The organism is Enterobacter cloacae complex sp. 309I3 (genome assembly GCF_050031595.1).
GTDB lineage: Bacteria > Pseudomonadota > Gammaproteobacteria > Enterobacterales > Enterobacteriaceae > Enterobacter > Enterobacter cloacae.
Genome location: NZ_JBLGWI010000001.1, coordinates 1,502,623 through 1,517,561 on the forward strand (window position 1 = coordinate 1,502,623; position 14,939 = coordinate 1,517,561).

Annotated in this window: 13 protein-coding genes; 10 read left to right on the forward strand and 3 right to left on the reverse strand. The window is 55.9% G+C overall.

All coding sequences use genetic code 11. The annotated features are described in order from the left end of the window. Window positions 1-341: 341 nt before the first annotated feature. Window positions 342-860 carry an outer membrane protein OmpX gene (gene ompX, locus ACQG22_RS07050; protein ID WP_013097460.1) on the forward strand — a complete coding sequence of 173 codons (519 nt, stop codon included), beginning with the start codon at window positions 342-344 and terminating at the stop codon, window positions 858-860. A 148-nt stretch (window positions 861-1,008) separates the two neighbouring features. Here the strand turns inward: ompX and ACQG22_RS07055 are convergent, their stop codons facing one another. Then, on the reverse strand, window positions 1,009-2,592 hold the full coding sequence (locus ACQG22_RS07055; RefSeq protein WP_023621661.1) for a phosphoethanolamine transferase: 1,584 nt from the start codon (window positions 2,590-2,592) through the stop codon (window positions 1,009-1,011). 283 nt (window positions 2,593-2,875) lie between these two features. Next, window positions 2,876-3,004, reverse strand: coding sequence for a manganase accumulation protein MntS (gene mntS / locus ACQG22_RS07060; RefSeq protein WP_013097458.1), 129 nt, complete (start codon window positions 3,002-3,004; stop codon window positions 2,876-2,878). 183 nt (window positions 3,005-3,187) lie between these two features. On the opposite strand from mntS, the gene mntR reads away from it, so the two are divergent. From mntR to ACQG22_RS07105, 9 genes are all read left to right on the forward strand, one after another. Then, window positions 3,188-3,661, forward strand: coding sequence for a manganese-binding transcriptional regulator MntR (mntR, locus tag ACQG22_RS07065; RefSeq protein ID WP_013097457.1), 474 nt, complete (start codon window positions 3,188-3,190; stop codon window positions 3,659-3,661). Further along, window positions 3,658-4,767, forward strand: a complete 1,110-nt coding sequence (locus ACQG22_RS07070; protein WP_369706381.1) for an anion transporter — start codon at window positions 3,658-3,660, stop codon at window positions 4,765-4,767. Before mntR ends, ACQG22_RS07070 begins: the two co-directional genes overlap by 4 nt. Before the next feature lie 101 nt (window positions 4,768-4,868). Then, window positions 4,869-5,963: an HlyD family secretion protein gene (locus tag ACQG22_RS07075; protein ID WP_038418967.1), complete on the forward strand. Its 1,095-nt coding sequence runs from the start codon at window positions 4,869-4,871 to the stop codon at window positions 5,961-5,963. Continuing rightward, window positions 5,960-7,531, forward strand: a complete 1,572-nt coding sequence (locus tag ACQG22_RS07080; RefSeq protein ID WP_029882858.1) for a DHA2 family efflux MFS transporter permease subunit — start codon at window positions 5,960-5,962, stop codon at window positions 7,529-7,531. Before ACQG22_RS07075 ends, ACQG22_RS07080 begins: the two co-directional genes overlap by 4 nt. Then, the gene (locus tag ACQG22_RS07085) at window positions 7,531-9,054 is read left to right on the forward strand and encodes an efflux transporter outer membrane subunit (protein ID WP_038984969.1); all 1,524 of its coding nucleotides are present in this window, start codon (window positions 7,531-7,533) and stop codon (window positions 9,052-9,054) included. Before ACQG22_RS07080 ends, ACQG22_RS07085 begins: the two co-directional genes overlap by 1 nt. A 106-nt stretch (window positions 9,055-9,160) precedes the next feature. Next, window positions 9,161-10,201: an aldo/keto reductase gene (locus ACQG22_RS07090; RefSeq protein WP_369706382.1), complete on the forward strand. Its 1,041-nt coding sequence runs from the start codon at window positions 9,161-9,163 to the stop codon at window positions 10,199-10,201. Window positions 10,202-10,348: 147 nt separating this feature from the next. Then, window positions 10,349-11,725 carry a glycoside hydrolase family 1 protein gene (locus tag ACQG22_RS07095; RefSeq protein WP_023622501.1) on the forward strand — a complete coding sequence of 459 codons (1,377 nt, stop codon included), beginning with the start codon at window positions 10,349-10,351 and terminating at the stop codon, window positions 11,723-11,725. Between the two features lie 51 nt (window positions 11,726-11,776). Then, a complete protein-coding gene (locus tag ACQG22_RS07100) occupies window positions 11,777-13,099 on the forward strand; it encodes a PTS sugar transporter subunit IIC (RefSeq protein WP_095455632.1) in 1,323 nt (440 codons plus the stop codon). Between the two features lie 15 nt (window positions 13,100-13,114). Continuing rightward, window positions 13,115-13,831 carry a GntR family transcriptional regulator gene (locus tag ACQG22_RS07105; protein ID WP_013097449.1) on the forward strand — a complete coding sequence of 239 codons (717 nt, stop codon included), beginning with the start codon at window positions 13,115-13,117 and terminating at the stop codon, window positions 13,829-13,831. Window positions 13,832-13,874: 43 nt separating this feature from the next. Here ACQG22_RS07105 and ldtB read toward each other — a convergent pair whose 3' ends face one another. Continuing rightward, on the reverse strand, window positions 13,875-14,795 hold the full coding sequence (gene ldtB, locus ACQG22_RS07110) for a L,D-transpeptidase (RefSeq protein ID WP_020689864.1): 921 nt from the start codon (window positions 14,793-14,795) through the stop codon (window positions 13,875-13,877). Window positions 14,796-14,939: the final 144 nt, after the last annotated feature.

Sequence of the window (14,939 nt, forward strand, 5' to 3'; positions counted from 1 at the left end):
AATTTTTGTCAAATAGGGTAAAAGCCGCAGTGTAATTGAAATATGGCGCAACGGTTGAGCTACTGTTGAAAAAAAACCAGGGAAAATCCGTAAAATGGATAAGCGTTGCTGGTTTTATCGCCTGTCAGATTAGGAATAATCTGGATGAATGTAACGGCGTTGACGCGCAGTATGAGTATTTAGCAACAGAAATCCTTTGTGATTTGAACAAGATAACTGATGCTGGAAACGTTCTGTTACAGGAAAGGTTCCGTTAGACATCACGAATCACAAAGAGTTTCGCAAATTTTTTTGATATATTTAAAACTTACGGATTTACTTGAAGCACATTTGAGGTGGTTATGAAAAAAATTGCATGTCTTTCAGCACTGGCCGCTGTACTGGCTGTTTCCGCAGGTACCGCTGTAGCTGCTACTTCCACTGTTACCGGTGGTTACGCTCAGAGCGATATGCAGGGCGTAATGAACAAAGCTAACGGTTTCAACCTGAAGTATCGTTACGAGCAGGATAACAACCCACTGGGCGTGATCGGTTCTTTCACCTACACCGAGAAAGATCGTTCTGAAAACGGCGCATACAACAAAGGCCAGTACTACGGCATCACCGCTGGTCCAGCATACCGTATCAACGACTGGGCAAGCATCTACGGTGTTGTAGGTGTTGGCTACGGTAAATTCCAGCAGACCGAAAACCAGGGTCTGAACCGCACTGCAAGCAACAGCGACTACGGCTTCTCCTATGGCGCGGGTCTGCAGTTCAACCCAATCGAAGACGTTGCTCTGGACTTCTCCTATGAGCAGAGCCGTATCCGCAACGTTGACGTTGGCACCTGGATCGCGGGCGTAGGTTACCGCTTCTAATCACTTCGGTGAGCCAGTAAAAAATCCGCCCATGTGGCGGATTTTTTTTTGCAAGGTAAAAGCAAAACGGCAACCATGGGTTGCCGTTTTTAATGTTTTTCCCTCTCCCGTGGGAGAGGGCCAGGGTGAGGGCATCAGATCGCACAGCTTACTTACTCTTTATATCGAAAATATCCGTACCCAAATGGTTATAGTCAACTTTCTGTAACTTGAAGTTGGTAACGTACACTGGGGGAGCTTTCTTGTTTGAGATAAACGGGTAAGCATTTTTGATCTGCTCTGCTGAAATCCCCGTCCACTGCGAGAAGAACGTCAGGAAATCATTGGCCGAGCGGCGCGCGGTGATAATACGATGCTTCTTGTCATCACTCGACAGCACCATAAACGGTACCTGGAAGTTCTGCTGGAATTTATCGTCGTGCGCCAGATACTGCACCTCTTTACCGCGCTCTTTAAACGCCAGCCCGTGATCCGAGAAATAAACCATCGAGAAACTCTCACCCGTATTACGTAGCTGATCGTACAGTTTGCTGAGCAGCTCGTCGGTTTGCGTCATGGTATAGAGATAGCAAGAGGTCTCTTTAGATTGCACAAACTCGGCGTATTTCCCCTGCGTGCGGTCACAGGCCTGAGGGTGCGAACCCATCAGGTGCAGGACGATCAGCTGTGGCTGCGTGCGCTGCGTGGCAAAAACCTGCGCCGTCATCTTGAGCAATGCTTCGTCTTTGGTATTTTTATCGGCTTCAAAATCACCGTTTTTCAGGAACTGCACTTCATCGGCACGCTTCGCGATGCTGGCAATGGCGGTATCGTATTCGCCAATTTGCCCCTGATTAGAGAACCACCACGTCTGAAAACCGGCACGGTTTGCCAGCGTGACAAAGTTATCCTGATACTGTGGTTTGCCGTCGACAACGCGGTTCAGGGTCAGGCCGAGCGATTTCTGCGTTGAGCCGCTGGCCGCAATATAATCGGTAAACAGGGTACCGTTGACGGCGCTGGCGAACGGCGTGTTATCCCAGTGTCCGCCGAACGCGCCCATCGCATCGCGGCGTGCGCTTTCGCCGATGACGACCACATAGGTATGGTACTTCGGCTTCACCGCCAGCACGTTCCAGGTGTCTTTCATATTGGAGAGCTCAGCCATGCGCGCCTGCTCGTCGAGAACTTCCTGGTTATTGACGACAACGTCTTTTACAAAGCGGAACACCGGATAGCCGGTATCCTTCAGCTTGAACACGCCGCCCCAGGCCAGGTTTTGCACGGGGGTGACAAAGAAGGTCACCACGCTGAATGCCAGACACAGCGTCTCTATTTTTCCCCACGCTTTTTTCTCTTCGGGTTTACGACGCACCGCTATAACGCCAAGCGCAAAAATAAAGAGGCCGACCACATAGCTGTACCACGGGAAGATCGTCAGGATCTCGGTCGACTCTTCCATGTTGGTCGAGTGTAGCGCCAGCAGGGTATTAAAGTTTGGCGAACCGTAAGCCTGACCAAACGGGAAATAGAGCGCTGCAATCAGGGAGCAGATGCCCACTAACGTTTTTTGCGCGCGCGGCGCGGTACGCCACAGCAAATGCAGAATGCAGGTAAACGCAACGGCATACAGCAGGCTGAAGGGGTAACCCAGCGCAAAGTTAATCAGCAAGGATTGTAAAAAGTAGAATGCCGTCCACGGACTTAAGGCCCGACTGCGGGTAACAACGGTGTCTATCAGGGTTAAATTCATAGGTCACTATCATGCATAAAAACGCCATGTGCTCACCCTGGCGTCAAGGGTCATAACCTGCCTGACAGTGCGTGGAGAGGGAATGAGGGTCCGCTTCAGCGAGCCGCAAATTGTGCAGGGCTGCAAGAAGATAGTGCGAGCGCTAAATAATATCAACCGTTGCTAAGCAGATGTTTTGCGAAGAGGATTGCAAATCCGTAAAAAAAACCGGGAATAGGGCGGCCGGAGGCCAGTTTACAGCGGGAATATGACGGCAAAATGAAGCGGCGTACCGCAACGCCGCTTAGTGGGAAGGTTTGTCGTCCTGATGCGGCTTGTTGTTAAACATATCGCACAGCATGTTCAACAGCATTAAGCGCACCCTGAAGGGGGAGTGAGTAAACACGGTCATACACCTCTTGAATTCGTTCATAAGACCTCCTGATTTTTGATCCCTTCGATCCGTGAAGGGTGACTGCATTACATACAGATATAGCACAGGCTATATTGTATAGCTATGGCTATTTCGTTAATTTTTTGTGCTTGTAGAGGTATGGTTTACAATGTGCGCTCTCGATACCGGGCGCTGGAAGCGTCACCCCACTGAGGAAGTACAATGAACCGTCGCGCAGGTAAGCCAACAATCAGAAAAACGACGCAACTGGTGAATGTGGAAGAGCACGTCGAAGGTTTTCGTCAGGTGCGTGAAGCCCACCGACGTGAACTGATTGATGATTATGTTGAGCTGATTTCCGATCTGATTCGCGAGGTCGGGGAAGCACGTCAGGTTGATATGGCGGCCAGGCTGGGGGTTTCGCAGCCAACCGTTGCGAAGATGTTAAAACGTCTGGCCTCCGTCGGCTTAATCGAAATGATCCCGTGGCGCGGTGTCTTTCTGACGCCGGAAGGGGAGAAGCTGGCGCAGGAGAGCCGCGAGCGCCACCAGCTGGTGGAGAACTTCTTGCTGGTGCTGGGCGTAAGCCCGGAGATTGCCCGTCGGGATGCGGAAGGAATGGAACACCACGTCAGCGAAGAGACGCTGGTGAAGTTTCGTGAGTTTACGCTTAAATATGGTTCCTCCGCTGAATGAAAATCCCTGGACTGCAGGCCCTCACGCGCGATCGCTTCTTTCATCTCTTATTGATTATTGGTGCAGGTTTAAGCCTTTTTGTATCGTTTGCGCCCAAGGCCTGGCCTGCGGCGATTGACTGGCGCACCATCATTACCCTGAGCGGGTTAATGATGCTCACCAAAGGGGTGGAGCTGAGCGGCTACTTCGACGTGCTGGGGCGCAAAATGGTGCGCCGGTTTGCCACCGAACGCAGGCTGTCGTTGTTTATGGTGTTCTCCGCCGCGGTGCTGTCGACCTTTCTCACCAACGATGTGGCGCTGTTTATCATCGTGCCGCTGACGCTCACCCTGCGTAAACTTTGCGAGATCCCGGTGAGCCGGCTGATCATCTTTGAAGCGCTGGCCGTCAACGCGGGCTCGCTGTTAACCCCTATTGGCAACCCGCAAAACATTCTGCTCTGGGGACGTTCTGGGTTATCGTTCGCCGCCTTTACCTGGCAGATGGCGCCGCTGGCGCTGGTGATGATGGCGTCGCTGCTGGCGGTCTGCTGGTTTGCCTTCCCGGATAAAAAACTGCAATACCACAGCGGCACAACCGGCCCGCAGTGGCAGCCTCGTCTGGTCTGGAGCTGCCTGGGGCTGTATATCGTCTTTCTGTTTGCGCTGGAGCTGCGGTATGAACTGGCGGGCGTGCTGCTCGTGGCGGCTGGTTTTGTCGTGCTGGCGCGACGCGTGCTGGTGAGCGTGGACTGGACGCTGTTGCTGGTCTTTATGGTGATGTTCATCGACGTGCATCTGCTTATCCAGCTCCCGGTGCTGCAACACGTGCTGCACAGCGTCAGCGGTCTGTCTCAGCCGGGGCTGTGGCTGACGGCGATTGGCCTCTCGCAGGTCATCAGCAACGTGCCTTCTACCATTTTACTGCTCAACTATGTTCCGCCGGACTCGCTTCTGGCCTGGGCGGTTAACATCGGCGGGTTTGGTCTGCTGCCCGGCTCGCTGGCCAACCTGATTGCCCTGCGGATGGCGAACGATCGCCGCATCTGGTGGCGTTTCCATCTCTGGTCGATCCCCATGCTGCTCTGGGCTGCGGCGATCGGTTTCGGATTATTCCTTCTCATATAGTGCGCAATTTGTCAGTTTTTCCTGGCAAACGTATAGCAACGTCCTAGCTTTAGTGAACGGCATAGTGTGATGCCGCTCACTGACAGGACCGTTGCTGAACTATGGCTGAAGATCAAAACACGCCTGCTGACGAGCAGGACAAAAACAATAATGAGCGTAAGCGTCCGGGCAAAAAACCGTTAATTATCCTCGGCATTGTCGTGGTGGTGATGGTCATCGTGGCGCTGGTCTGGTGGTTTTTAACCCGTAACGAAGAGACAACTGACGACGCCTTTACCGACGGCGATGTGGTGACGATTGCCCCTAAAACGGCGGGTTATGTCACGGCGCTACATGTGCGTGATAACCAGCGCGTGAAAAAGGGCGATCTGCTGGTGGTTATCGATCCGCGTGATACCACCGCCCAGCGCGATCAGGCTCAGGCCCAGCTTGGCCTGGCTATTGCGCAGCTGCATCAGGCCCAGGCACAGCTGGCGCTCTCAAAAGTGCAATACCCCGCCCAGCGCGACGAAGCCAAAGCGCAGGTGCTGAAAGCGCAGGCAGACCTCGCCAACGCGCAGGCGGAGTATCGCCGCCAGCGCGGGGTCGATCCGCGTGCCACCACCCAACAAAGCATTGATTCCGCCAACGCCCAGCTGCGTAGTGCACAGGCCGCTCTGGCAAGCGCGCAGGCCCAGCTGGAAGTGGCGGAGCAGGTACAGCTGCAGATCCGCCAGCAGGAGACCAACGTCGAAGCGCGTGAGCGCCAGGTCGATCAGGCTAAAGCGCAGCTGGAAACCGCTAACCTCAACCTCTCTTACACCGAAGTTCGCGCCCCGTTCGACGGGTTTGTCACTAAGCGCAACGTGCAGCCGGGTACGCTGGTACAGGCGGGCACGGCGCTGTTCTCGCTGGTCTCACCCAACGTCTGGGTGGTGGCCAACTTTAAAGAGTCTCAGCTTGAGCGCATGAAGCCAGGCGATAAGGTGGAGGTTTCCGTCGATGCCTGGCCAGATATGGCGCTTGAAGGCCATGTCGACAGTATCCAGCAGGGCAGCGGCTCGCGTTTCTCGGCGTTCCCGTCGGAAAACGCCACCGGCAACTTTGTTAAAATTGTCCAGCGCGTGCCGGTGAAAATTGTGATTGATAAAGGGCTGGATCCGAACAAACCGCTGCCGCTGGGGCTGTCGGTAGAACCGAAGGTCACCGTGGAATGACGGATCACAGCCACGACAACTGGAAGCCCGCCAGCAATCCGTGGGCGGTGGCGATTGTCGTTACGCTGGCGGTGTTTATGGAGATCCTCGACACCACCATTGTCAACGTGGCGCTGCCGCACGTGGCGGGCTCGCTCTCGTCCAGCTATGACGAGTCCACCTGGGTGTTAACCAGCTACCTGGTGGCTAACGGCATCGTCCTGCCCATCTCGGCGTTTCTCAGCCGGGTGTTTGGCCGCAAGCAGTTCTTCCTGATTTGCATCGTGATGTTTACCGTCTGCTCGTTCCTGTGCGGGATCGCCACCGAGCTGTGGCAAATCATCTTGTTCCGTGTGATGCAGGGCTTTTTTGGCGGCGGCCTGCAGCCCACGCAGCAGTCGGTGCTGCTTGACTACTTTAAACCGGAAGACAGGGGTAAAGCGTTTGGTCTCTCCTCCATCGCCATTATCGTTGCGCCGGTACTCGGCCCGACGCTCGGGGGCTGGATCACCGACAACTACTCCTGGCGCTGGGTGTTCTTTATCAACATCCCGGTGGGGATAGTGACGGTGCTGGCGATCTACCAGCTGCTGGAAGATCCACCCTGGGAGAGTAAAGCCAAAGAGAAGCTGACTATCGACTGGACGGGGATCGGCCTGATCGCGCTTGGCCTCGGCTGTCTGCAGGTGATGCTCGACCGGGGCGAGGATGATGACTGGTTCTACTCGAACTTTATTCGCACCTTTGCGGTGTTAACGCTGGTCGGCATCATTGGCGCCATTTACTGGCTGATGTATGCCAAAAAACCGGTTGTTGATCTGCACTGCATGAAGGACCGCAACTTTACCATCTCCAGCCTGCTGATGGCGGGGATGGCGATGATCCTTTACGGCAGCTCGGTGGTGATCCCGCAGCTGGCGCAGCAGGATCTGGGCTATACCGCCACCTGGTCCGGGCTGGTGCTGTCGCCCGGCGCAGTGTTGATTGTATTGACCATCCCGCTGGTCCTGAAGCTGATGCCGGTGGTGCAGACGCGCTGGATCATCGCCTTTGGCTTTACCTGTCTGGCTGTGTCGTTCTTCTGGTCGCGCACGCTCACCCCGGATATTGACTTCGAAACGCTGGTGCTGTTCCGCAGCGCCCAGTCGATTGGGCTGGGGTTCCTGTTTGTCCCGCTGACCACCATTGCGTTTATTTCTATCCCGAGGCGGCTGAACGCGGATGCCGCGGCGCTGTTCACCATGTTCCGTAACGTTGCGGGCTCGATTGGCATATCGCTTTCCACGGCGGCCATCACCGAGCGCTCGCAGGCCCACAGCGCGCACCTTGCGTACCACGCCTCGCCGTTTAACGAGCAGTTCCAGCAGGCGATCCGCGAAAGCGCGCAGGCGATCCAGAACTTTACCACTCAGGTCGGCGACCCGACCGGCATTGCCACCGGGCGCATGTACCAGACCATGATTGAGCAGTCGCGCTTCCTGGCCTATATCGACGTATTCACCATTCTGAGCGTGGTGGCGCTGGTCCTGATTCCGTTTTGTTTGTTGCTCTCGCCGGTTAAGAGCGAGGGGAGTGCAGGAGCACATTGATGATACACAGACGTTTACACCCCCTGATGATAATGATGCTGCTGGCAGGTTGCGCCGTGGGGCCGGATTACCAGCCGCCTGCACCGCCTGCCGTCACGCACTGGAACGATAAAGGCGACAGCACGGTGAAATCACAAACCACCTCCGCTGCGACTAACCCGCGCTGGTGGAAAACGTTCGGCTCGCCGCAACTCGACAGTCTGATTGAACGCGCCATCGCCGGGAATTTGTCCCTGCAGCAAACGGTGCTGCGCATCGCTGGCGCGCGCGAACAGATTAACCAGGCAGGCGGGGCGTTTTATCCGTCGGTCAACGGTAATTTGCAGGCGACGCGCCAGCAGCTCGGCCTGGAAGGTGAGTTGAAGTCTCATGGGGTCTACGACCAGCTTGATAACGTCGATCCGGAACTCAGGGGTGCGTTAGGACCGCTGACGCAGCCGATCAACCTCTACCAGGGCAGCTTCGACGCCCAGTGGGAGATTGACCTCTGGGGTAAAGTTCGCCGTCAGGTTGAAGCTGCTGAAGCGCAGCAGAAAGCCGCTATTGAGCAGCGTAACGACGCGCTGGTCTCCCTTGAAGCCGAAGTGGCGCGCGCCTGGCTCCAGCTGCGCGGGGCGCAGAGCATTATTGCCACGCTGAACACCCAGATTAAAAGTGCGCAGCAAACGCTGGATCTGACCGAAAGTCGCCAGCGGGGCGGGCTGTCTCCGCAGATGGACGTAGAAAATGCGCGGGCGCAACTGGGCAACCTTGAAGCACAACTGCCGCAATATCAGGCGCAGGAGCGGCAGGCGATGAACGGCCTGGCGATCCTGCTCGGCAAGCCGCCGGGGGCGTTGGATGCGGAACTGCAGTCCGCCCAGCCGATGCCTGCGCTGCCGGATATCGTGCAAACGGGTATTCCATCCACGCTGGCGCGACGTCGTCCGGACGTGCGAGAAGCGGAAGCGAATCTTCATGCCGCCACAGCGCAAATTGGCGTGTCGGTGGCCGAGCTGTTCCCGAGCTTTACTCTTTCCGGGCAGTTTGGCCTGCGCAACAGCGAATCCAACTGGCTCACCGACTGGAGCAGCCACTTCTACAGTTTTGGTCCGCAGGTCTCCATTCCCATCTTCCAGGGCGGAAGACTGGTCTCCAGCGTGAAAGTGGCGCGTGCGCAACAGGGGGCGGCGGTGCTGGATTATCGCCAGACGGTACTGACTGCGCTGGGGGATGTTGAGAATGCGCTGGTGAGTTACCGCACCGATCAGCAGCGTGAAGCGGGTCTGGCGAAGACCATCGATGCGCTGCAAAACGCCTTCGATCTGGCCAGCGACAGCTACCGGCAGGGGATTGCCAGCTTTATCGACGTGCTCGACGCCCAACGGCAGCTGGCACAGGCCGAGCAGCAACGTGCCCAGGCGCAGGTGCAAAGCGCGCTCGATCTGGTGGCGCTCTATAAGGCACTTGGCGGCGGCTGGGAGCCCTATCAGCAGGTGCAGTTACCGGATTACGCCGTCTTTGGCGATGCCCCGCGCGGATAATATTCAGAGGATTGGGCAAGAAACGGACAGGAACGCCACATTCGCGTTGGCCAGGGGGCGGGTATAACTATCAGGCACCCATCAAACGACATGTGAGGACTATCTTATGCGTTATCAAAAACTGGGCAATACCGGTCTGTTTGTTTCTGAACTGTGCCTTGGCACCATGACCTTCGGCGGTGAAGGTGGCATGTGGGGCAAGATTGGCCAGCTGCAGCAAAGTGAAGCCGAGCAGCTGGTGGGCCGCGCGCTGGATGCCGGGATCAACTTCATCGACACCGCGAACGTCTATTCCGAAGGCCGCTCGGAGGAGATCACCGGCCAGGCACTCAAGAACCTGAAAATTCCGCGCGAAAACGTGGTGGTTGCCACCAAAGTGTTTGGCGAAACGGGCACGGCGGGGGTGAACTCACGCGGCAGCTCACGCTATCACATTATCAGCAGCGTGAAAGAGAGCCTGCGCCGTATGCAGCTCGACCATATCGATCTCTACCAGCTTCACGGTTTCGACCCTGCAACGCCGATGGAAGAGATGCTTTATGCCCTGGATAACCTGGTGCAGCACGGCCACGTGCGCTACATCGGTGTCTCTAACTGGGCCGCATGGCAGATCGCCAAAGCGCTGGGCATTTCCGAGCGACTGGGTCTGGCCCGTTTCGCGTCGCTGCAGGCCTATTACACCATCGCCGGACGTGATCTGGAGCGCGAACTGGTGCCAATGATGCAGAGCGAAGGCGTCGGGCTGATGGTCTGGAGCCCGCTGGCGGGTGGCCTGCTGAGCGGGAAATATGGCCGCGACGGGCAGAGTGAAGCCGGTGGCCGTCGTCTGGAGTTTGACTTCCCGCCGGTGGAAAAAGAGCGCGCCTTCGACTGTGTGGATGTGATGCGTACTATTGCCGAAAGCAAAGGCGTCTCCGTCGCGCAAATCGCCCTGGCGTGGCTGCTGCATCAGAAGGTGGTGACCAGCGTCATTATTGGTGCCAAACGCGTCGATCAACTGGATGACAACATCGCCGCAACGGGGATCCGTTTAAGTGAAGACGAGCTGAAACAGCTTGATGCCGTCAGCGCACTGCCGCGCGAATATCCGGGCTGGATGCTGGAGCGGCAGGGGGAATATCTTCGTAATCAGCTCGCACAGCAATAACCCTCCTTTCCCCGGTGGCGCACCGCTCACCGGGGCTTTTTTTCCCGCTCTGCTCACAAAATTCGATCCTCCTCTTTGATCGATTTTACATCTTCGACTATATGACTAGTCATGAAATTTAAATGAATAGTCATATAGGGAGAGACCATGAATCAATCACTGCCAGCCAACTTTTTATGGGGCAACTCGGTATCCAGCATGCAGACGGAAGGGGCATGGAATGAGGGCGGGAAGGGGATGTCGGTGTACGACATTCGCGAAGCGGGGGAAAACATCTCCGACTGGAAAGTGGCGACCGATTCCTACCACCGCTACCGGGAAGATTTCGACCTGATGCAGGATCTGGGCATGAACTGCTACCGCTTTCAAATCTCCTGGAGCCGGGTCTGTCCGCAGGGCGACGGCGAGTTCAACGATGAGGGCATCGCCTTTTACGACCGCTTTATTAACGATCTCATCGCCCGCGGTATCGAGCCGATGATCTGCCTCTATCACTTCGATATGCCGCTGGCGCTGGCGCAGGAGTACAACGGCTTTAACGATCGTCGCGTCATGGATGCCTTTATCCGCTATGGCAAAAAGATGATCGACTGCTTCGGCGACCGCGTGAAGTACTGGCTGACCTTCAACGAACAGAACATCTTCCATATGCCGGAAGCGTTTCGTATTTCCGGCTACATGAAAGGTGAGAAAACCCTGCGCGAGCTGTACGAGTTGCAGCATCACACCATGGTGGCGCACATGACGCTGACCGAATACCTGCACCAGACAAAACCGGGTCAGCTGATGGGCGGTATGCTGGCACACCAGCTGGTTTACCCGGCCACCTGCAAACCGCGCGATATCTTCTGCGCCCAGCAGTACGACGAATTTCTCAACCAGAACCTGCTGCGCGTCTTTGCTGGTCAGGGCTATAGCCCGGCGGTGATGGCGGTGGTGGAGCAGGAAGGGTTTGGCGATATCTACCGTGCCGAGGATCTGGCGCTGTTCGCAAGAACCCAAAACGACTTTATGGCCTTCAGCTACTACGCCAGTAAAACGCTGGACAGCGATGCCATTCCGCAGGGAACCCCGGTGAACAATTATCTGCTGTACGGCGATAAAAATAACCCGTACCTGAAAGCCACCGAATGGAACTGGCAGATCGATCCGCTCGGTTTTCGCACCATCATCACCCGCTACGCCAACGACTGGCGCATGCCGGTGTTCCCGATTGAAAACGGCATTGGCGTGATTGAATCCTGGGATGGCGTGAACCCGATTGAGGATACCTACCGCATCGACTATCACCGGGCGCATATCGAGGCGATGAAAGCCGCCATGTTCGAGGATGGCGCTGAGGTGATGGGGTATCTCGGCTGGGGTCTGATCGACATTCTGAGCTCCCAGGGCGACATGCGTAAGCGCTACGGCGTGGTCTACGTCAACCGTGAAAACCACGACCTTAAAGACCTGAAACGCGTGCCGAAGAAGAGCTACGCGTGGTTAAAACAGGTTATCCATACCAACGGACGCGAGATGTAAGCCGTACGCTGCCGGGCCGTTTTTGTGACTGATTGATGGGAACTATCCGCTATGTCTGAAACAAAAATCACACCGCATATGCAGTCCTTTGTCGATAAATTTGTTGAGTTCTCAGCGCGCCTGGCAAACCAGGTGCATCTTCGCTCCCTGCGCGATGCCTTCGCCACGGTGATGCCGATTTTCATCCTCGCCGGACTGGCGGTACTGGTGAACAATGTGGTGTTTCCTTGGATTTTTGACGGCGACACGCTCACGCACTTCAAGGTATGGGGCGAGGCGATCATCAATGGCACGCTGAATATCGCCGCGTTGCTGCTGGCGCCGATGATTGCCTGGTCGCTGGCGCGCAACAAGGATTTCGACAATCCGGTCTCGGCAGTGGTTATCGCTGTCAGCAGCTTTATTATCATGATGCCGATGCGTCTGCAGCTCACGCCCGTCGGCAGCGACACCACGGTGAATGTCACCCAGGTGCTGACCTTCGCCAACATTGGTTCGACCGGGATTTTCGCCGGGGTGCTGATTGGCTTGCTCTCGACGGAGCTGTTTATCGCCATCTCGCGGCTCAAGGCGCTGCAAATATCACTGGGGGAAAACGTGCCGCCGGCGGTCAGTAAATCGTTTACCGCACTGATCCCGACCATCCTGACGCTCTCACTGTTTGCCGTTCTGGCCGCGCTGCTGGCGAACGTATTGCACACGGATCTGATTCACCTGATCACCACCTTTATCCAGCAGCCGCTGCGGCTCATCAATACCAGCCTGCCGGGGACGATTTTTATCTACAGCTTTGGTAACTTCCTCTTCACGCTGGGTATTCATCAGTCGGTAGTTAACAGCGTGGTGCTGGAGCCGTTCCTGTTGATTAATACCAATGAGAACATGCTGGCCTTTGCCAACGGCCAGCCGATCCCGCATATCATCAACAACATCTTCGTGCCGACCTTTGGCATGGTGGGCGGTACCGGTAGCACCATTTCACTGCTGATCGCCATTTTTATCTTCTCGCGGCAACAATCGGCGAAACAGGTGGCACGTCTGTCGCTGGCGCCGGGTCTGTTCAACATCAACGAGCCGGTGATTTTCGGCCTGCCGATCGTGTTTAACCTGCCTTTAATGATCCCGTTTGTCCTGTTGCCCGCCATTGGCATTTACTTCGCCTGGCTCTGCACCACGCTGGGATTAATGTCGCGCTGCGTGGTGATGATCCCGTGGACCACGCCGCCAATTCTGAGCGCCTGGCTGGCAACCGCGGGGGACTGGCGGGCGGTGGTGGTGCAGTTGGCAATCATCGTATTTGGTGTATTCTTCTACCTGCCTTTCCTCAAAATTGCCGAGCGAGTGGCGTTGAAAAACAGCGGGATAGAACATTAAACAGAAGGAAGGACGATGGCGGCGAAGTACATCACCATAGCGCGTGAAATCAAAAAACGCATCATCAGCCAGCAGTATGCCGCCAATGAACCGCTGCCGGACCAGTTTGCCCTGGCGGCGGAGTTCAATACCAGCCGGATGACCATTCAGCAGGCCATGCGTCAGCTGATCGTTGAAGGGCTGGTATATACCCGTCAGGGGCAGGGGACGTTCATCCGCAAAAACTTCCTTCAGCTGTCGCAGTGGGATCTCTCCGGCAGCGACTACTTTGGCGCGACCAAAACCTGGGAGCATCTGGGCACGGTGACGAGCCAGGTGGTGCATTTTGAACTGCGCTTCCCGAACGAAAAAGAGCAGGCCTCGCTGATGATCAATGCCGATACGCCGGTCTATGACTTCATTCGTCTGCGTTTACTTAATGGTGAGCCCATGTCGCTGGACGCGACCGTAATGCCGCTCAACCTGGTGCCCGGGCTGAACAAAAGCCATCTTGAAAGCTCGGTGTTTCGCTATGTGCAGGAGACGCTGGGTCTGAAAATTATGGGATCGTACCGCGTGGTGCGGGCGCTAAAGCCGAATGCGCTGGATATGCAGCATCTGGTCTGCGAGGAGAGCGACCCGGTGCTGGAGGTGGAGCAGGTGATCTATCTGGAAGATGGCACGCCGCTGGAGTATGCGCACTGTCATTATCGTTACGACCACGGCGGGATTGTGATCGTGAATAACGGATAAAAAAAAGCGGGCATCGAAGCCCGCTTTTTTCGCTGTGTCGCGATTAGTTCAAACGCACCGGCATACCGGAACGGTTCTGCACAGCCTGGTCAACGATAGTCGTTTCCACGTCCGGCTGAGAGGTCACGGACTGCACCGCGCTGGTCAGCGTAATCGGCACGATTTCGTTATTGTTGATCTGGTCTTCGCTGGTGGACAGCGGGTTGTGCACTTCAATGTAACGGCTGCCATCCGGCTCAGAGGTCGCTTTAACCGGTTCGTTGATGAACTGGACGCGGGTACCTACCGGCACGTTTTCGAACAGGAATTTGATGTCGTCGTTACGCAGACGCACGCAGCCGTGGCTTACGCGCAGGCCGATACCGAAGTTAGCGTTGGTACCGTGGATGGCGTACAGGCGGCCGATGTACAGGGCGTACAGACCCATTGGGTTATCCGGGCCTGCCGGAACCACGGCGGGCAGCGGTTCACCTGCCGCGATGTATTCCGCGTGCATTTTCGCCGTTGGGGTCCAGGTTGGGCCTGCTTTCTTACGTTCAACTTTGGTGGTCCAGTTCAGCGGGGTATCTTTACCCAGCTGACCGATACCGATTGGCAGCACGATTACCGTGTTGGTGCCTTTCGGATAGTAATACAGACGCATCTCCGCGCTGTTAATCACGATGCCTTCATGAACGGTATCCGGCAGGATCAGCTGCTGAGGGATATTGAGAACGGTACCTGCTTTTGGCAGGTATGGGTCAACGCCCGGGTTCGCTTCCAGCATGTTAGACAGGCCCAGCTGGTACTGTGCTGCGAAATACTCCAGCGGCTGAGTGTTACCCTCAGGCACCGTCACCACCTGGTTTTGACCCACCAGACGGCTACCGTCTGTCGGCAGCGGATAAGTCACCGCAGAAGCGGTTTTGCAAAAACCTACTACGGCTAACGCCGCCGCAAAAAGCGTTGTTAATTTCATGTTCATGTTGTGCGAGGTATCTAAGCCATTCAGGCGTGAGTTGATAAGTCTGAATCTGTGATGGGAGCGCATTATATGTGCATTCCCGCTAACAGGGAATTCAGATGTGTACGAAATCACATTTTTTTCGATTTTGTTAAAGTTTAGCGG